The sequence below is a fragment of the Microbacterium sp. 05N427 genome, from assembly GCF_056397105.1.
In genome coordinates, this window is record NZ_JBFTMT010000002.1 from 13,606 (window position 1) to 31,975 (window position 18,370).

General features: G+C 69.8%; 16 protein-coding genes. 12 read left to right on the forward strand and 4 right to left on the reverse strand.

Translation table 11 applies throughout. The features are described from left to right. Nucleotides 1–86: 86 nt before the first annotated feature. Complete coding sequence (locus tag AC1DG4_RS02650; RefSeq protein ID WP_477380831.1) at nucleotides 87–2,219, reverse strand: S9 family peptidase; 2,133 nt, start codon at nucleotides 2,217–2,219, stop codon at nucleotides 87–89. 168 nt (nucleotides 2,220–2,387) lie between these two features. On the opposite strand from AC1DG4_RS02650, the gene AC1DG4_RS02655 reads away from it, so the two are divergent. The 9 genes from AC1DG4_RS02655 (at nucleotide 2,388) to AC1DG4_RS02695 (ending at nucleotide 12,723) form a co-directional block, all read left to right on the forward strand. Further along, nucleotides 2,388–3,626, forward strand: coding sequence for an inorganic phosphate transporter (locus AC1DG4_RS02655; RefSeq protein ID WP_477380829.1), 1,239 nt, complete (start codon nucleotides 2,388–2,390; stop codon nucleotides 3,624–3,626). After that, nucleotides 3,623–3,955 (forward strand): peptidase, encoded by a 333-nt coding sequence (locus AC1DG4_RS02660; protein ID WP_477380827.1) that lies wholly within the window; start codon nucleotides 3,623–3,625, stop codon nucleotides 3,953–3,955. Before AC1DG4_RS02655 ends, AC1DG4_RS02660 begins: the two co-directional genes overlap by 4 nt. Nucleotides 3,956–4,018: 63 nt before the next feature. Continuing rightward, a complete protein-coding gene (locus AC1DG4_RS02665) occupies nucleotides 4,019–4,921 on the forward strand; it encodes a metallophosphoesterase (RefSeq protein WP_477380826.1) in 903 nt (300 codons plus the stop codon). Between the two features lie 64 nt (nucleotides 4,922–4,985). Then, a complete protein-coding gene (locus AC1DG4_RS02670) occupies nucleotides 4,986–6,446 on the forward strand; it encodes an aspartate ammonia-lyase (RefSeq protein WP_477421045.1) in 1,461 nt (486 codons plus the stop codon). Nucleotides 6,447–6,608: 162 nt separating this feature from the next. After that, on the forward strand, nucleotides 6,609–7,877 hold the full coding sequence (locus AC1DG4_RS02675) for an extracellular solute-binding protein (RefSeq protein ID WP_477421047.1): 1,269 nt from the start codon (nucleotides 6,609–6,611) through the stop codon (nucleotides 7,875–7,877). A gap of 1 nt (nucleotide 7,878) precedes the next feature. After that, complete coding sequence (locus AC1DG4_RS02680) at nucleotides 7,879–8,838, forward strand: carbohydrate ABC transporter permease (protein WP_477380820.1); 960 nt, start codon at nucleotides 7,879–7,881, stop codon at nucleotides 8,836–8,838. Nucleotides 8,839–8,842: 4 nt separating this feature from the next. Continuing rightward, a complete protein-coding gene (locus AC1DG4_RS02685; RefSeq protein WP_477380818.1) occupies nucleotides 8,843–9,703 on the forward strand; it encodes a carbohydrate ABC transporter permease in 861 nt (286 codons plus the stop codon). 26 nt (nucleotides 9,704–9,729) lie between these two features. Further along, on the forward strand, nucleotides 9,730–11,583 hold the full coding sequence (locus AC1DG4_RS02690; protein ID WP_477380816.1) for a glycoside hydrolase family 3 protein: 1,854 nt from the start codon (nucleotides 9,730–9,732) through the stop codon (nucleotides 11,581–11,583). Between the two features lie 24 nt (nucleotides 11,584–11,607). Then, the gene (locus tag AC1DG4_RS02695) at nucleotides 11,608–12,723 is read left to right on the forward strand and encodes a LacI family DNA-binding transcriptional regulator (RefSeq protein ID WP_477380814.1); all 1,116 of its coding nucleotides are present in this window, start codon (nucleotides 11,608–11,610) and stop codon (nucleotides 12,721–12,723) included. A gap of 30 nt (nucleotides 12,724–12,753) precedes the next feature. Here the strand turns inward: AC1DG4_RS02695 and AC1DG4_RS02700 are convergent, their stop codons facing one another. Next, nucleotides 12,754–13,623: a fumarylacetoacetate hydrolase family protein gene (locus AC1DG4_RS02700; RefSeq protein WP_477380813.1), complete on the reverse strand. Its 870-nt coding sequence runs from the start codon at nucleotides 13,621–13,623 to the stop codon at nucleotides 12,754–12,756. A 60-nt stretch (nucleotides 13,624–13,683) separates the two neighbouring features. Between AC1DG4_RS02700 and AC1DG4_RS02705 the strand changes: the two genes are divergently transcribed. The 3 genes from AC1DG4_RS02705 (at nucleotide 13,684) to AC1DG4_RS02715 (ending at nucleotide 16,420) form a co-directional block, all read left to right on the forward strand. Then, a complete protein-coding gene (locus AC1DG4_RS02705) occupies nucleotides 13,684–15,120 on the forward strand; it encodes a PrsW family intramembrane metalloprotease (RefSeq protein WP_477380811.1) in 1,437 nt (478 codons plus the stop codon). Nucleotides 15,121–15,338: 218 nt separating this feature from the next. Next, nucleotides 15,339–15,707, forward strand: a complete 369-nt coding sequence (locus AC1DG4_RS02710) for an FKBP-type peptidyl-prolyl cis-trans isomerase (RefSeq protein ID WP_477380809.1) — start codon at nucleotides 15,339–15,341, stop codon at nucleotides 15,705–15,707. Nucleotides 15,708–15,871: 164 nt separating this feature from the next. After that, the gene (locus AC1DG4_RS02715) at nucleotides 15,872–16,420 is read left to right on the forward strand and encodes a YceI family protein (protein WP_045273818.1); all 549 of its coding nucleotides are present in this window, start codon (nucleotides 15,872–15,874) and stop codon (nucleotides 16,418–16,420) included. Nucleotides 16,421–16,492: 72 nt separating this feature from the next. Here AC1DG4_RS02715 and AC1DG4_RS02720 read toward each other — a convergent pair whose 3' ends face one another. Beyond that, entirely contained in the window at nucleotides 16,493–17,386 is an 894-nt protein-coding gene (locus tag AC1DG4_RS02720; RefSeq protein ID WP_477380807.1) for a DNA-3-methyladenine glycosylase family protein, read from the reverse strand. Between the two features lie 64 nt (nucleotides 17,387–17,450). Beyond that, the gene (locus AC1DG4_RS02725; protein WP_477380806.1) at nucleotides 17,451–18,317 is read right to left on the reverse strand and encodes a sigma-70 family RNA polymerase sigma factor; all 867 of its coding nucleotides are present in this window, start codon (nucleotides 18,315–18,317) and stop codon (nucleotides 17,451–17,453) included. Nucleotides 18,318–18,370: the final 53 nt, after the last annotated feature.

Here is an 18,370-nt window from a genome sequence, read left to right on the forward strand (position 1 = left end):
ACTTCTGGCTGCTTCCCGCCCGTTTTCTTAGCCAGAAGTGGGACATGGGCGAGCCGAAAGTGGGACACGGCCGGGGGAGGGCGGCCTCAGGCGCCGGCGACGCCCAGGCGGTCCAGGATCCAGGCCAGCTCGAAGGCGCGCTCGCGCCAGGAGTTGTACCGGCCGCTGACACCGCCGTGGCCAGCCACCATCTCGCACTTGAGCAGGACGTCGTCCGCGCCGGCGTCGCGGAGCCGGGAGACCCATTTGGCGGGCTCCACGTACAGCACGCGCGTGTCGTTCAGCGAGGTGACGGCGAGGATCGACGGGTAGGCGACGCCGTCGCGCACGTTCTCGTACGGCGTGTACGACTTCATGTACGCGTACACGTCCGCGTCGTGCAGCGGGTCGCCCCACTCGTCCCACTCGATCACGGTGAGGGGGAGGGACGGATCCAGGATCGTCGTCAGTGCGTCCACGAAAGGCACCGAGGCGAGGATGCCGCGGAACAGCTCGGGAGCGAGGTTCGCGACGGCGCCCATCAGAAGGCCGCCCGCGCTGCCGCCCTCCGCGACCATCCGGTCAGGGCTGGTGACGCCGGCCTCGACGAGGTGGCGCGCGCACGCGACGAAGTCGGTGAACGAGTTCGCCTTCTGCCCGAGCTTGCCGTCCTCGTACCATTGCCGGCCCATCTCGCCGCCGCCGCGCACGTGCGCGACCGCGAACACCACTCCGCGGTCCAGCGCCGACAGGCGCATGACCGAGAAGCCGGGGTCGATCGAGTGCTCGTAGGATCCGTAGCCGTACAGATGCACGGCGCGGGGCTCCGCTCCAGGCTCGCCGAACGAGCGCTTCCACACCAGCGAGACCGGGATCCGGGCGCCGTCCGCGGCGACCGCCCAGTCGCGGCGCTGCCCGTAGTCGGCCGGGTCGTAGCCGCCGAGCACCGGCTGGCGCTTGCGCAGGTGCAGCGTGCGGGTCGCGAGCTCCAGATCGTAGACCGTCGAGGGCGTCACGAACGAGCCGTAGCCCAGACGCAGGAACGGCGCGGACCACTCGGGGTTGCCGCCGAAGCCCGCCGAGTACAGCGGCTCATCGAAGCCGAGCTCGTCCAGCGCGCCCGTGGCCGGATCCATCAGCGCGATGCGCTCGAGCCCCTCGAAGCGGTACGCGACGACCGTGGTGTCGCGGAACGCGTCCACGTCCAGCAGGCGCCGTCCCGGCGTGTGCGGAAGGACCGTGCGGCGTTCGCCCTGGGGCTCGGAAGCGGAGACCGCAACGAGCTCGAAGTCCAGCGCGTCGTCGTTGTGCAGGATGAGCAGCTCGTCCCGGCCGTCGACCACGGCGTGCTCGACCGAGTACTCGACGCCCTCCCGTCGGGGCCACACCACGCGCGGAGGCGCGGTGAGGTCGTCGAGGTCGACGAGGTGCTCCTCGCTCGTGATGCTGGATCCGACGCCGATCACCAGATAGCGGCGGCTCCGGGTGATCCCCGCGCCGAGCCAGAACCGCTCGTCCGGCTCGTGGAAGAGCTGCACGTCGTCGGACACCGGCGTGCCGATCCGGTGCAGCCAGAGCGTGTCGGGGCGCCACGACTCGTCGACGGTCGTGTAGATCACCGCGGTGCCGTCCGGCGTGAAGAATGCGCCGGACGTGCCGGGGATCTCGTCGGGCAGCGTCTCGTTCGTCAGCAGGTCGCGGACGTGCACGGTGTACCGTTCGTCGCCCTCGAAATCGGTCGACCAGAGCAGGCGGGTGGCGTCATCCGAGACGTCGAACGCGCCCATGGCGAAGAACTCGTGCCCCTCGGCCTCGATGTTGCCGTCGAGCAGGATCTGCTCGCCGGGCACGGGGACGGCGGGATCCAGGACGGGCGGTGTCCAGTCGTCGGCGGAGGAGACCGCCGCACGGCACTGCAGGCCGTACTGGCTGCCCTCGACGGTGCGTCCGTAGTACCACCAGCCTCCCCGGCGTGTGGGCACCGACAGATCCGACTCCTGCACGCGTCCCTTGATCTCCTGGAACAGGGTCTCGCGGAGCGGCTCGAGGTGCGCGAGACGCGCATCGGTGTACGCGTTCTCGGCTTCGAGGTGCGCGATCACCTCGGGATCCTCCTTCTCGCGCAGCCAGTCGTACGGGTCATCGAACACGTCGCCGTGGTGGGTGCGGATCAGCGAACGGCGGGCCGCGCGCGGCGGAACGGGGGAAGGGACGGGAGCGGTCTCGGAGACGGAGGTCACGCATCAACGCTAGCCGAGGCCGCGAGGGCGGGGGCGGGTGCCGACGGCGGGGGYGCCGAGTTGACCGTCCTGGGTCGGGGTGGGAGGATGCAACCGGCCCGTTAACGGATGCTGAATCCCCGGTGAACTCTTCGTTCGTCACTTCCCTCCACTTCACGAAAGCGAACGGTGGAAACCGCAGCCCTCATCGTCGTGCTGGTGATCCTGCTGGCACTCTTCTTCGACTTCACCAACGGGTTCCATGACACGGCGAACGCCATGGCGACCCCGATCGCGACCGGCGCGCTCAAACCGCGAACCGCGGTCATGCTCGCCGCAGGACTGAACCTCGTCGGGGCGTTCCTGTCCACCGAGGTCGCCGCGACCGTGTCCGGCGGCATCATCCAGGAGGATTCGAGCACCGCGCACCTCATGCCGTCGCTCATCTTCGCCGGCCTCATCGGCGCGATCACCTGGAACATGCTGACCTGGCTGCTCGGATTGCCGTCCAGTTCGTCGCATGCACTGTTCGGCGGGCTCATCGGCGCCACGCTGGTCGGTGTCGGGCTCAGTGGCATCAATTTCGGCGTCGTGCTGTCCAAGGTCGTGCTCCCGGCGCTCATCGCGCCCGTCACGGCCGGGCTGATCGCCTACCTCGCCACCAAGCTCGCGTATCTGACCACGCGGCGCTACGACGGCAAGCCCGACGGCAGAAGCGGCTTCCGCTGGGGTCAGATCTTCACCTCGTCGCTCGTCGCGCTCGCGCACGGCACGAACGACGCGCAGAAGACCATGGGCGTGATCACGCTGGCACTGATCTCGGTCGGGTGGCAGGCGAAGGGCGACCACCAGCCGCACATCTACGTGATCGTCGCGTGCGCGTTCACGATCGCGCTGGGCACCTACCTGGGAGGTTGGCGCATCATCCGCACGCTCGGCAAGGGCCTCACCGACGTTAAGCCCGCACAGGGCTTCGCAGCGGAGACCTCCACCGCGGCGACGATCCTCGCCTCCAGCGCGCTCGGCTTCGCGCTGTCCACCACGCAGGTCGCCTCCGGATCCGTGATCGGATCAGGGCTCGGCCGGCGCGGTTCGGCCGTGCGCTGGCGCACCGCCGGCCGCATCGCCATCGGCTGGGTGCTCACGCTTCCGGCGGCCGGACTCGTCGGGGCGGTCGCGGCGTTCATCGTGGTCGTCGGCGGCGGCTGGGGCGTGCTGGTCGACACGATCCTCGCGCTCGCCGTGATCATCGCCCTGTTCCTGCGCTCGCGCCGCAACGCCGTCACGGCCAACAACGCGTTCAGCGAGGTCGCCGACTCCGGCCGCGCCATCGAGGTGCCGGAGGAGCCGCCGCTCACCCCGCGGCAGGCCAGGGCGCAGCGCGCCCGCGAACGCGCGAAGGCCAAGGAGAAGGGGGCAGAGCGATGACCGTGGTCATCCACTGGGACGCGTTCTTCCAGGTGCTCGGCGCCGCGCTGGTCGGCACCCTCGTCGTCGTGGGCTTCTACGCGCTCGGCCTGCGGATGCTCGTGCGCGCGGGCAGGGTTCCGGTGGTCACGCCCGCTGAGTTCACCGACGCGATCACCGTGATCAGCGAGAAGGAGGCGAAGCGCGCGGCGAAAGCCGCCGCGAAGGCCGCCCGCAAGAGCCCGCTCACCGACGCGCAGAAGATGCTCGCGCAGGTCGGGGCCTATGCGTGCTTCGCCGTCTGCGCGGCCGCGGTGCTCGGCGGCATCCTGCTGATCGTCGTGAAGTAGCGGGCCCCCGCATCGCGAGCCGCCGTCCGGGATGGCCGCCGTCTCGGCGCTAGCCTGAGGATCATGACTGTGCAGTTCGGCCGTTACGCCCCGCCCACGCACACCCTGGTCCATGTGAGCGACCCGCATCTGCTGGCCGGGGGAGCCGCTCTGGGCGGACGCTTCGACGTGGACACCACCCTGGCGCGCACGCTCGCCGCGATCGAGAGCGCGACGGACCGGCCGGACGCGATCATCGTCACGGGCGACCTCGCCGACCTCGGCGAGCCGGACGCGTACCGGCGCCTGCGCTCCGTGGTGGAGCCGGTGTCCGAGCGTCTCGGCGCACCCGTGATCTGGGTCGCCGGCAACCACGACGAGCGCCCCGCGATGCGGGAGCACCTCCTCGATGTCCCGCCCGCCGAGGAGCCGATCACGGGCGTCTGGGATCTGAACGGCCTGCGTGTGATCGCGCTGGATTCCACCGTCCCCGGCTGGCACCACGGCGACATCGACGCGGAGCAGCGCGCCTGGCTGTCCGATCAACTGCGCACGCCCGCGTCGCATGGCACTCTGCTCGCGATGCACCACCCGCCGGTGCCCAGCCACATCCCGTTCTTCGACATCCTCGAGCTGCGCCACCAGGATGAGCTCGCCGAGGTGCTGCGCGGATCCGACGTCCGGGGGATCCTCGCGGGGCATCTGCACTATTCGCTGCACGCCACGTTCGCCGGCATCCCGGTGAGCGTCGCGAGCGCCACCTGCTACACGATGGACGTCGCGAGTCCCGCGGATCAGGTGAACGGCATGGACGCGGCGCAGTCGTTCCAGCTCGTGCACGTGCGCCCGGAGACCATCACGCACACCGTGGTCCCCGTGGTCGAGGCGACGCCGGTCGACACGTTCAGCCCGGAATGGGTGGCGCGGATGGCCCGACTCACGCCGGAGCAGCGGCTGGAGGCGTTCTCGCGCAAGCCGGGCCGGTGAGCCGGGACGGGTAGGATGGAGGCATCCCCCTTCCCTGTTCGCCATCACTCACGAGGATGTGTCCATGGCCGCCGTTGCGCCTGCCACCCGTACCGAAACCGACTCCCTGGGAAGCAAGGAGATCCCTGCTGACGCGTATTGGGGGATCCATACGCTCCGCGCCGCCGAGAACTTCCCGATCACGAAGCGCCCGATCTCCGTCTACCCGGAGCTGATCGAGGCGCTCGCGATGGTCAAGCAGGCCAGCGCACGCGCGAACAAGGAGATCGGCGCCCTCGACGCCGAGAAGGCCGACCTCATCGATGCCGCCTCGCAGAAGGTCATCAACGGCGAGTTCCACGACCAGTTCATCGTCGGCGTCATCCAGGGCGGGGCCGGCACCTCGACCAACATGAACGCGAACGAGGTCATCACCAACATCGCGCTCGAGATGGCCGGCCGCGAGAAGGGCGACTACGCCTTCCTCTCTCCGATCGACCACACCAACCGCAGCCAGTCCACGAACGACGTCTACCCGACGGCGATCAAGATYGGTCTGTCGCTCAACCTGCGCTCGCTGCTCGACGAGCTGGACCTGCTCCGCGTGTCGTTCCTCAACAAGGCGCGCGAGTTCCACGACGTGCTCAAGGTCGGCCGCACGCAGCTGCAGGACGCGGTGCCGATGACCCTCGGCCAGGAGTTCCACGGCTTCGCCTCCACCCTCGGCTACGACCACACGCGCCTCACCGAGAACGCCTGGCTGATGTACGAGATCAACATGGGCGCGACCGCGATCGGCACGGGAATCACGACGCACCCGGCCTACGCCCCGTCCGTGCTGAAGCACCTGCGGGAGATCTCCGGCCTGGACCTCGCCACGGCGAGCGACCTCGTCGAGGCCACCAGCGACACCGGATCCTTCATGTCGTTCTCCTCGTCGCTCAAGCGCAACGCGATGAAGCTCTCCAAGATCTGCAACGACCTGCGTCTGCTCTCCTCGGGACCGCAGGCCGGTTTCGGCGAGATCAACCTGCCCGCGATGCAGGCCGGTTCCAGCATCATGCCGGGCAAGGTCAATCCGGTCATTCCCGAGGTCGTGAACCAGGTGGCGTTCGCCRTCGCCGGATCCGACATGACGGTGACGATGGCCGCCGAGGCGGGTCAGCTGCAGCTGAACGCCTTCGAGCCCGTGATCGCGCACTCGATCTTCCAGTCCATCACCTGGATGCGCCAGGCGATGTGGACCCTGCGCGTGAACTGCATCGACGGCATCACGGCCAACCGTGACCGCCTGGGCGCGATGGTCGGATCGTCGGTCGGCGTCATCACGGCGCTCACCCCGTTCATCGGCTACGCCGCCTCGGCCGCGCTCGCCAAGACCGCGCTGCTGACCAACCGCAACGTCGCCGACCTCGTGGTCGAGGCCGGACTGATGTCGCGCGAGGAGGTCGCCAAGCAGCTGTCGCCCGCGCGCCTGTCGGGTCTGGAGACGATCACCGCGGCGATCCCCGTGATCCGGTCCAAGGATCTCGACGCCGGCGCCTGATCTCCGCCGCACGTACGACGGCCCGTCGCTCTCCGGAGCGGCGGGCCGTTCGCCGTTCCGGGGACAGGGTCTTGCGTCCGCGGAATCTATGCGCTTAGATCTACGAAGAGCAAGAATCTATGCGCTTAGATCCTGGCGACAGGACGCTTCAAGGAGGAAGACGTGAAAAGCAGGACAGCTCTGGCCGGAATCGCCGCTCTCGCCGCGATCGGCCTCGCACTCACGGGGTGCGGCCGCGCGGACGGGGGATCCTCGGCGCCCGCGGCGTCCGCGGTGCAGCTCGACGACGCACCGGCCACCGGAACGATCACGATGTGGGCGATGGGGGCGGWGGGGGAGGCCCTGCCGGACTTCGTCAAGGCCTTCGAGAAGGCCAACCCCGGGGTCACCGTCAAGGTGACCGCGATCCCGTGGGACGCCGCGCACAACAAGATCCAGACCGCGATCGCGGGCGGCAACACCCCGGACATCGCGATGATGGGCACCACCTGGATGGCCGACTTCGGCGATGCCTTCGGGACCGTGCCCTCCGGGATCGACACCTCCGGCTTCTTCGACGGGGCGGTGAGCTCGACCGAGGTCGGCGGCCGCGCCGCGGGGGTGCCCTGGTACGTCGACACCCGTGTGCTCTACTACCGCACCGACATCGCCGCCAAGGCCGGGTGGACTGCGCCGCCGAAGTCCTGGGACGATCTGCAGCAGATGGCGGCGGACATGCAGTCCAAGGGCGGGGCCAAGTGGGGCATCCGCATGCCTGCGGGCAACGATTCCTTCCAGGGTGCGCTCTGGATGCCGTGGTCGGCCGGGGCGGAGGTCTCCGACGGCAAGAAGTGGACGCTCGACACTCCCGAGATGACGAAGGGCATCGAGTACTACAAGAGCTTCTTCGACAAGAAGCTCTCCGATCCGAACGTCGACACCTCGGCGGGTGCGGTCGAGTCCGAGTTCGTCGCCGGAACCACGCCCATGGTCGTGGAGGGGCCCTTCCTGCGCGGCCAGCTGGCCTCGGTCGGCGGCGCCGACTTCGCGAGCAAGTACGCGACGGCGGTCCTGCCCGCGGACAAGGGCTCGATCTCGTTCAGCGGCGGCGCGAACCTCGTGGTGTTCAACGGCAGCAAGAACGCGTCCTCGGCGTGGAAGCTCGCGCGCTGGCTCTCCCAGCCCGAGGTGCAGGCCGAGTTCTACACCGCGACAGGTGACCTGCCCGCGGCCAAGGCCGCCTGGGATGAGAAGGCCGTCTCCGCGGACACGAGCCTCACGACCTTCGGCACTCAGCTGGAGACCGCCAAGGCCCCGCCCGTCTCGACCTCCTGGGTGAAGGTGGCCGCGAAGGGAGACCAAGCGCTCGAATCGGTCCGTCGCGGCGGAACATCGGTCGTGGACGCCCTGAAGACGCTGCAGTCCGACGCCGAGACGATCGGGCTGAAGTGAGATGACGGCCACCCTCCTGCCCGCCGCCGGGACCCGCACGGGCTCCGGCGGCGGGAACGGCCCGCGCGGCGCCGACACGTTCGCCGCCGCCCGGCGCCGGCGCGCGCTCATCGCATGGGGATTCGCGCTGCCGTTCGTGCTCGTCTTCGCCGTGTTCATGGTCGTGCCGATCGTGGGCTCGTTCGCGATGTCGTTCACCGACTTCACTGCGCGCGACATCACCTCTCCGTTCGCCGTCGACGCGGTCGGCCTTCAGCAGTACGTCACGCTCTTCAGCGATCCCCGGTTCCTCACCTCGCTCGGCGTCACGGGCATCTTCGTCGTGGTCGGGATCCCCGTGACGATGATCGTCGCGCTGGCCCTCGCCCTCGCGCTGAACAGCGGCAAGGGGCGGCTGGTGTCGTTCTTCCGGGTCGGGTTCTATGCGCCCGTCGTCACGAGCATCGTCGCCGTCGCCGTGGTCTGGCGCTACATCCTGCAGCCGGACGGGCTGCTCAACACCGCGCTCGCCACGATCGGCATCCACGGGCCCAACTGGCTGAACGATCCCGCCTTCGCGCTCCCTTCGCTGATCCTGATGGCGGTGTGGCGCAACGTGGGGACGCTCATGGTGATCTTCCTGGCGGGGCTGCAGGCGGTTCCGGAGGACGTCACCGAAGCCGCGATCATGGACGGCGCCTCTCCGTGGCGGCGGCTCGTCTCCGTCACCCTGCCGCTGCTGCGGCCCACGCTCCTCCTCGGCGCCGTGCTCATCTCGGTCGGCTATCTGCAGTTCTTCGAGGAGGCGTTCGTGATGACCAAGGGCGGGCCGCTCGACTCGACCCTGTCCGTCGCCTTCTACACGTACCAGCAGTTCGGTTTCGGCGAGTACGGGCTCGCGTCCGCGGCCAGCTATGTGCTGTTCCTCGTGATCGCGCTCGTGAGCCTGCTGCAGTTCCGGCTGCTGCGATCGAAGGACTGACGCCATGACCCTGACACGTCCCGCACCCCGCACCCGCCCCCGCACTCGACGACTCAGCGGGAGGGCGATCTCTTACGCCGTCCTCACGATCGGCCTGGTGATCTGGCTCGTCCCCTTCGTGTGGATGCTCCTCGGATCCGTCAAGACGCAGGGGGAGATCCTGCGCAGGCCGCCGACCTGGTGGCCGGAGTCCCCGACCGCGGCGAACTACGCCCAGTGGTTCGGCCCGCTCGACTTCTGGCACTTCTTCGGGAACAGCCTGATCGTCGCGCTCGTCACCGTGCTCGGCAATCTCGTGTTCTGCTCGATGGTCGGCTACGCGCTCGCCAAGATGGAGTTCCCGGGCAAGCGCGTGCTGTTCGGCGCGGTCATGATCACGCTCATGGTGCCGGGGGTGGTGACCTTCGTGCCTCTGTTCGTGATGGTCTCCAAGCTCGGACTCGTGAACAGCTATCCGGCTCTGATCCTGCCGTTCGTCACGGCGCCCCTCGGTGTGTTCCTGATGCGGCAGTTCATGACGGGCATCCCCGACGCGCTGCTCGAGGCCGCCCGTCTGGACGGTGCGGGGGAGTGGCGGATCTTCCGCGGTGTCGTGATGCCGCTGTGCGGGCCGCCCCTCGCCACGCTCGGGATCCTCACCTTCCTCGGGTCCTGGAACAACTTCCTGTGGCCGCTCGTCGCGGCGCAAACCGAGGACATGTACACGCTGCCGGTCGCCCTGTCGCTCTACTCCACAGGGCAGAACGCGACCGACTACGGGCTGCTGCTCGCTGGTTCCGTGCTCGTGATCGCTCCGATCCTGCTGCTGTTCGTGTTCCTGCAGCGGTGGTTCATCCGGGGCGTCGCCACCACAGGCCTGAAATGACCCCTTCGACGAGGAGAGACATAAGGATGAGAGCCGAAGACCGGACCACGGAGGAGGGCGTGCGGTTCCGCGACCTCAACGGCAACGGGATCATGGACCCGTACGAGGATCCACGGCTCGGCACGGAGGAACGCGTCGAGGACCTGCTCGCCCGCCTGTCGATCGAGGAGAAGGCGGGGCTGCTGTTCCACACCGTCATCGAGATCGGCGAGGGAGGAGAGCTGCGTGAGGAGCCGGGTGCCATCTCGAAGTCGCCGACCTCTCAGGTCGTCCTGGAGAAGCACCTCACACACTTCAACGTGCACGGAATGCGGACCGCGCGGGAGGGCGCCGGCTGGAACAACCGGCTCCAGGAGCTCGCCGCCGGCTCGCCGCACGGCATCCCCGTGACGATCAGCACGGATCCGCGCCATGCCTTCGCGGAGAACTCGGGAGTCGCCTTCGCGGCCGGTCCGTTCTCCCAGTGGCCGGAGCCGCTGGGGCTCGCCGCCCTCGACGATGTCGAACAGGTGCGCCGGTTCGCCCGCATCGCGGGCCGCGAGTACCGGGCGGTGGGCATCCGCATGGCCCTGCATCCTCAGGTGGATCTGCCGACCGAGGCGCGCTGGGGACGCCAGGCGCAGACGCTCGGCTACGACGCCGACCGCGTGACCGAGATGACGGGCGCGTACCTCGAGGGATTCCAGGGCGCGGAGCTCGGCCCCGAGAGCGTCGCCTGCATCACCAAGCACTTCCCGGGCGGCGGACCGCAGCTCGACGGCGAGGACGCGCACTTCCCCTACGGTCGTGAGCAGGTCTATCCCGGCGGACGTTTCGAGGAGCACCTGCGGCCGTTCGTCGAGGCGATCCGCCGCGACACCGCGGGCATCATGCCGTACTACGGGATGCCGGTGGGACTGGTGCGTCACGGGGAGCCGATCGAAGAGGTCGGATTCAGTTACAGCCGGCAGATCGTCACCGAGCTGCTGCGGGAGGAGCTGGGCTACGACGGGGTGGTCCTCAGTGACTGGGAGCTGATCAACGACAATCACGTCGGGGATCAGGTGCTGCCGGCGCGGGCATGGGGCGTGGAAGATCTGACGCCGCGGGAGCGGATGCTCCGGCTGCTCGACGCGGGCGTCGACCAGTTCGGCGGGGAGGAGTGCGTCGAGCTGCTCCTGGAGCTCGTCGCAGAGGGGGCGGTCGCCGAGGAGCGGATCGACCGCTCGGCGCGGCGGATCCTGCGGGTGAAATTCCGCCTGGGTCTCTTCGACGACCCGTACGTGGACGAGGACGAGGCGGAGCGGATCGTCGGAGCGGCCGAGTTCCGCGCTGAGGGGGAGCGCGCTCAGGCCGCCTCCGTCACGGTGCTGCAGAACCAGGACAGCACTCTGCCGCTGTTCCGCGGTGCGCGTCCGCGGATCTATGCGGAGGGCGTCGCGACCGAGGCGCTCGCCGAATACGCGGACCGTGTCGCGGCCCCCGAGGACGCGGAGGTCGCGCTCGTGCGGATCGGCGCCCCGTTCGAGCCCCGGGACGACCTCTTCCTCGAGGCCTGGTTCCACCAGGGTTCGCTCGAGTTCCCTCCGGGACTCGTCGCACGGCTGCGCCGGATCGCCGCGCACTGCCCGCTCGTGATCGTGGTGAACCTCGACCGTCCTGCCATCCTCACGCCGTTCGTCCCGTTCGCCGCCGCGATCGCCGTGGAGTTCGGCAGCTCCGACGCCGCCGTGCTCGCGGCGCTGTCCGGACGGATCCCGCCGCGCGGGGTGCTCCCGGTCGACATCCCGCGATCCATGGACGCTGTGCGGGCCGCTTTCGCGGATGTGCCGGACGGAACGGAGGATCCGGTGTTCCGCCGTGGCGCCGGCCTGACGATCGACGGACCGCGCGCTCAGTAGAATCGCTCCGAAAGCGAGGTGCTCATGGCGTCGAGCCGACCCACCGTCTACGACGTGGCGCAGCGCGCCGGCGTGTCGATCGCCACGGTCTCGTTCGCGTTCCGTCGCCCCGATCGCGTGCGCGAGGACACCCGCCGGGTCGTGCTCGAGGCGGCGCGGGAGATCGGGTACGTGCCGAGCGGATCCGCCCGGAGCCTCGCGCGCGGACGCACCGGGGTGCTCGGCCTGCACCTCTTCGACATGCTGCTCGACGAGGAGCCCGAGGCGTCGCCCTCGGCCCGCGGAGGAGCGCGGATCGACCTGGACGAGCTCGACCTGGATGCCGATACCGTCGCCTGGGATGCCGCGGCGGATGAGCGCGAGAGCGATCCGCGGACGTTCCCGCTCTACGTCGACGAGGTCCAGCGCGGCTTCGTGCTCGAGTGCAAACGCAACGGAACAGCGGTCCTGCTCAGCAGCGGCGGCGTGGGCGTCTCCGACCTCGCCGACACGGCCGGCAGGGTCGATGGCCTCGCCATCCTGCCCGGCCGTTCCACGACCGCGGCGATCGAGGCCGTGGCCGCGCGCGTCCCCGTCGTTCAGATGAGCAAGCGCGCGGGAATCGGGCATCGGGTCATCGTGGACAACGCCGGGGGCACGCGGATGATCGTTCGGCACCTGCACGAGACGCATGGCACGCGGTCGTTCGGCTGGGTGGGAGCGATCGGAGAGGACGACCTCGATGAGCGGCGCGAGGGGTTCTTCTCCGCGGTTGAGGAGATCCCCGGCGCGCGCGGAGAGACGCTCGACGACACCGATCTGGCGATGACGCCCGCCTATCCGGTGCTGCGCCGGCGCGCCGCGGCGGGCGCCCTGCCCGACGCGCTCGTGTGCGGCAGCGATCAGACGGCGCTGCGCGTGATGGATGTCCTCCGCGGCGAGGGGCTGCGGGTTCCCGAGGACGTCCTGGTGACCGGCTTCGACGGCATCCTGGCCGGCCGGATGTCCTCGCCGGCCCTCACCACGGTGCGCCAGCCGATGGAGCTGATGGGACGCATCGCCGCCCACCTGCTGCTGACCGATCCCGGCGACGGGAGCGCGCCGCCGCGCACCGTGCGACTGGCGACGGAGCTCCGCGTCGGGGGCAGCTGCGGCTGCTGAGCGGCCGAGGCCACCGAGCGGCGCGGGTCGTCAGTCCAGGATCCGGCAGTGCGTCGTGAGCTCGCCGATCCCGTCGATGCCGACCGTCACCGTGGAGCGGTCGCGCAGGAAGATCTGCGGATCGCGGGAGTAGCCGGCGCCGCCGGGGCTGCCCGTGGAGATCAGCGTCCCGGGGCGCAGCGTGAGGGAGCGCGACAAGTGGGAGATGAGGGCCGACACGGGCCGCACCATCTGCCCGGTGGAGGCGTCCTGCACCATGTGGCCGTCGACGACGGTCCAGATGTGCAGGTCCTGCGGATCCGCGATCTCGTCCGCCGTCACGACCACGGGGCCGGTGGGGGAGAAGCCGTCGAACGACTTGCAGCGCGACCACTGCGCCTCGGCGAACTGGATGTCCCGCGCGGTGATGTCGTTGACCACCGTGTAGCCCCAGACATGATCGAGGGCGTCCTCGGCGGTCACGTCCTTCGCGGCGGCGCCGATCACGACACCGAGCTCTGCCTCGTAGTCCACGGACTCCGACAGCGCACGCGGCCACGACGTGGTCTGCTCGTGACCGGCCAGGGAGTTCGGCCACAGCGTGAAGACCGTGGGCGCGGTGTCGGTCTTCAGCCCGAGTTCGCTCGAGTGCGCGGCGTAGTTGAGACCCACCGCCAGTACGACCGGCGGAGCGAGCACCGCGGCGCTGTACGCGAAGCCGTCGAGCGCGTGCACGGGAGCCTCGCCGCGGGCGTGCGCGTCGCGGACGGCGTCGAGAAGGACGTCGCCGCCTTCGATGAGCTGCTGGAGGGTGGCAGGGGCCGGATCCACGAGATCGGCGACGAGCGTCGCGCCGGTGCCGTCGATGACGGCGAGCGCGGGAGTGTCGGATTCGGGACGGCGCAGATGAGCGAACCGCATACCCTCCACGCTACCGGGCGCACCTGCTGCCCCGGCGCGGGGAGCCTCTAGGCTTTGGGCATGACCTTTGGAGGACACGGCGATCCCGCCGAGCAGCGCCCGGCCTTGCGCCCGTCGCCCCCCGCGCCGTCGCCGTATCAGCCACCCGCGGCCGCGCAGCCTCTGCCTGCAGCGGACCAGGCGCCGGCCGCGCCGCGTCAGCCGCAGCCGTCGTACTCCGCGCCGGCCGCGCAGCCTCTCTACACGCCGCCCCAGTACGGGCAGCAGCCGCAGTATGTACAGCCGCAGAGCTATCCGCAGACCGCTTCGACGCCGATCGCGCCGGTGTACGGCTCGGTGCTCGCGCAGCGCCCTGAGCACCACGGCGCCGTCGCCTACGATGCGTACACACCGCCCGCCCCCGTGCAGGCGGTGCCCGTGCTGCCCGTTCCGTCCGCGAAGGGGCGGCATGCCTCCGTGTGGGCGTTCGGCGCGCTCGGATTCGTCCTGCTCGGCCTGATCGCGTACTTCGTGTGGGCGCTCGGTCCGGCCGCGTCGATGATCGGCATGGTGCTCGCGCTGGTGCCCCTGACGATCGTGTTCTTCGGGGTCTTCTTCATCGACCGCTGGGAGCCCGAGCCGAAGTCGCTGGTCGCGTTCGCGATCGCGTGGGGCGCGATCGCATCCGTCGGGCTCGCGCTCGTGGTCGACCTCCTGCTGACGCTGCTGCTCGGGCAGCGCGGTGACGATCTGACCGCCGTGCTGCAGGCGCCCCTGGTCGAGGAGACCGCGAAGGGACTCGGCGTCTTCCTGATCTTCGTGATGGCGCGCCGCAGCTTCGACGGCCCGATCGACGGCGTCGTCTATGGTGCGCTGGTCGGAGCCGGCTTCGCCTTCACCGAGAACATCCAGTACTTCGCGGTCAGCCTCATCGAGGGCGGAGCGCCGGACCTGACTGTCACCTTCGTGCTGCGCGGGCTCATGTCGCCGTTCGCCCACGCGATGTTCACCTCCGTGACCGGGTTCGCGATCGGACTCGCGGCGCGTCGCGGCGCCTCGGCGGCTCGCGCGCTGGGCTTCGGCGCCGTGGGGCTCCTCGGCGCGATGGCGCTGCACGCGCTGTGGAACGGATCCTCGATGATCGGCAACTTCTTCGTGCTGTACATCGTGCTGCAGGTGCCGCTGTTCGTCGGGTTCATCGTGGTGATCATCCTGTTGCGCAAGGAGGAGGCCCGGCTCACCTATGCCCGGCTCAGCGACTACGCCACGGCGGGCTGGTTCACGCCTCAGGAGGTGTCGATGCTCGCCACTCCGGCAGGTCGCCGTGTCGGCCTGCGGTGGGCGTCGGGGCTGCGCGGCGATCGGCGTCCGATCATGCGCCGGTTCATCAAGGATGCGACCACGCTCGCGTCCGTGCGCCAGCGCATCATCACCGGACGGGATCCGCTGGCGACGCAGGACGAGCAGGTCCTGCTGCAGCGCACTCACGTGGCCCGCGACGAGCTGCTCTCGGTCTGAGACAGACTCAGCGCCCGGTGCTGCGGCGATGCCTGCAAGTCCTCCGGGCGCTGAGTTGATCTGACTTCAGGGTGCACCCGCCGCCCCACGATGTCAAGGTTCGGGCGGGCTGCCTTCCTGTCTCCCGATCGTCGTGCGCCGGAGACCTGGGGCATTGTTCGCCGTCGGCGCAGTGCCTCGCGTTGACCGGGCCGGACCGGGTCGGGTTGGATGGAGGCATGACTGAGCGCACCAAGCCCGAGTTCGACGCCCCCACCGGACCCGCCCCCACGGAGCTCGTGATCCGCGACCTCATCGACGGAACCGGTGACGAGGCGAAGCCCGGCGACACCGTGACCGTGCACTACGCCGGTGTCGAGCACGACTCCGGCGAGGAGTTCGACTCCTCCTGGGGTCGCGGAGAGACCATCCAGTTCCCGCTGCGCGGCCTGATCCAGGGCTGGCAGGAGGGCATCCCCGGCATGAAGGTCGGCGGACGCCGCGAGCTGACCATCCCGCCGCACCTCGCTTACGGACCCGCCGGATCCGGTCACTTCCTCGGAGGTAAGACCCTCATCTTCATCATCGACCTCGTCGCCGTCGGCTGACGATCGCGAACCACGAAGGCCCCGTCTCCGGACGGGGCCTTCGTGGTTCCGGTGGGGAATCTCGAAAAAGTTCCGCGAATCGGGAATGCATTCATGTGAATGTAAGTTGGATCCTGATGTCGCCGCACCAGCGGCGGCCGCAGACCTTTCGACGAGGAGCACCCATGAGCATCGACATCCCCGGCTACCGCAGCGGCACCTGGACCCTGGACCCCGCCCACAGCGAGGTCACGTTCAGCGTCCGCCACATGATGATCTCGAAGGTGCGCGGCACCTTCGGCGTCAAGAGCGCGACCCTGGTCGCCCCGGAGAACCCGCTCGAGGCGCGCGTCGAGGCGAGCGTCGACGTCACCTCGCTCGACACCGGCGACGCCGGCCGCAACGGCCACCTGATGTCGGCCGACTTCTTCGACGTCGAGAAGTACCCGACCATGGACTTCGCGTCGACCGGCGCCCGTGTCGAGGGCGGCGACCTGTTCGTCGACGGCGATCTCACGATCCACGGCGTGACCAAGCCGGTCACGTTCGAGCTGGACTTCGGCGGCTTCGGCTCCGACCCCTACGGCAACTACAAGGCCGGCGCCTCCGCGAAGGCCGTCATCAACCGCGAGGACTTCGGCCTCACCTGGAACGCCGCGCTCGAGACCGGTGGCGTGCTCGTCGGCAAGGACGTCACGATCACGCTCGACCTGCAGGGCGCGCTGCAGGCGTAATCGTCGCATCGTCCGAGAGGGCGGGTGTCGCGCGCAGCGGCCCCCGCCCTCTCGTCGTGAAGAGCGCGGGGCTCAGGGCGCCTCTCGATCGAGGAGTCGGGATCCGACCGCACGCAAGGACACGGCGGCCCAGGTGCGGAAGGGGCGCCATGCTTCGGCGATCCGCTCCAGCTCGACTTCGTCCGGGGCATGATCGAGGCCGTACAGAGCCTGCACGGCGGCGCGCGTGTGATCCTCCTGCGTCGACAGCACATCGGTGAGCCCGCAGGCCCGGATCACGATGAGCGCACTGTAGAACGGGCCGATGCCGGGCAGGCGCTGCACGTCGAGCATCGCCTCGGCCGGTGCCATAGCGGCGAGCCGCCGCGCATCGAGCTGCCCGTCCAATGCCGCGCGCGCGATCGCGTGCAGACGGGGGACCCGGTCTGCGGGCAGCCCGGGAAACTCCTCGAGTCCGAGCAGCTGCTCGGGCAGCGGCAGCGCGGCCTCTGACCGTCCGGCCAGGGCGAAGACGGTTCCGTGCTGTTCGGACAGGCGGCGGCGCAGCGCGATGCCCTGCCTTCGTGCGCGGCGTGCCGACAGGACAGCCCACACCGCCGCCTCGTACGGGCTGTAGAAGTTCGAGGGGCGGAAGCCCGGTGCCGCCGCGTGCACGCGGGCGAGAACCGGATCAGCGGCGCAGACGGCGGCCCAGGCGTCGCCGTCCTTGTCGGCCGAGACGACGCGGGCCACCTGTGCGGCGATCGCGTCGAGTTCGCCTTCGCCGTGCACGGTCAGGGCGAGCGCCCCGTCCTGCTGGCGTACCTCGACGCCGACCTGGGAATCGAGGGCGTCGGTGCAGAAAGCCAGCCGCATGACGCCGTCGAAGGCGGATTCGTCGCGATGACCGAACCCCATGAGTGCGACCTCGCGGAGGTCGTAGGCCCCGGTGAGGGGCAGCGTCGTGGTGCGGGTGGCGGTGCTCATGCCGCCAGTCTGCGCCGGGGCACGGACATTTGCCCTGATGTCGCGCAACCCGAGGTCGGCATCGTCAGGGCAGCGACAGTGCGGCCACCGCGGCGGGGCCGGCGAAAGCGTCGATCGCGGCGATCCGCTCGCCATCGACATCGAACGCCATGACCGAGACGGCGCGCCCGGCGACCATGACGACGACGCCCGGGAGGCCGTCCACGAGCACGGGCTGGAGCACCGCGTCCGGGATCGCGAACATGAGCGCGCGCCCGGCGACGGCCCCGCCGCCGCGCACGAGCGCCGTGGCGGAGAGCCCCTGCTCGATCCGCAGCTCGACCTCGGGAGACAGGAGCGACACGAGCCGATCGAAGTCACCCGCGCGGGCGGCGGCGAAGAACGCATCCACGATCGGGCGCCGCTCGCGGGCGGCCCTGACGCCGGCGACATCCGCCGAACGCACCCGACGGCGGGCGCGGCTGGCCAGTTGCCGCACGGCGTCGGGGGAGCGTTCGAGCAGATCCGCGATCTGCTCGAACGGCACGTCGAACGAGTCGTGCAGCACGAACGCGACGCGCTCGGAGGGGGAGAGGCGCTCGTGCACCACGGCGAGCGCGGCGCCGAGGGCTTCGGCCTGCTGCGCCTCGTGCAGGGGATCCGGTGCCTGCGCATCCGCCGCGATGACCGGACCCGTCCCGTCGTCGTCCAGCGGGATCTCGCCCCGAGAGGCGCGTGAGCGCAGCACGTTCAGACAGGTGCGGGAGGCGATCGTGGTCAGCCAGCCGCCGACGTTCTGCACCTCGTCCGTTCCGGCCGAGGAGGCTCGAAGCCACACGTCCTGCACGATGTCGTCGGCCTCGGCAGCGGATCCGAGCATGCGCTGCGCGAGCCGGCGCAGTCGGGGCCGATGTTCCTCGAAGAGTGCGGCGAGAGAATCCTGGTCCGTCATGTCACATCTCCTCCGGCCCGCGTGTCATCAGAGTGACCGTCCGGATCGGACGG